Below are 242 nucleotides of genomic sequence, written 5' to 3'. Positions count from 1 at the left end.
CTGCACCATGGCCGGCGCATCGCGTCGGCGCAGCAGGGCCACCTCCGAATGGAAATCGGCATCCTTGAGCGCGGGAAAACTGACGCCCGCCGAGAGTGAAATACTGGCCATGCTCTGCGGCACGACAGCGATGCCGAAGCCCGCATTGACCAGGCTCAGCAAGGAATTCTTGCGCGAGGTGGCGCGCGCCACGCGCGGATAGAAACCGTGCGCAATACAGCGCTCGGCTACCAGATAACTCA

At 63.2% G+C, this 242-nt stretch carries 1 protein-coding gene; it reads right to left on the bottom strand.

All coding sequences use genetic code 11. The features are described from left to right. Window positions 1-242: LysR substrate-binding domain-containing protein (locus tag ACZ3HH_RS31035; protein ID WP_465810549.1), on the bottom strand; the 242-nt coding region annotated here is incomplete at both ends.

This window comes from Pseudomonas sp. PME37.24/025 (assembly GCF_055556615.1).
Note: the sequence above shows the minus strand (reverse complement) of the source record. Positions and strands in the feature narration are given on the sequence as shown.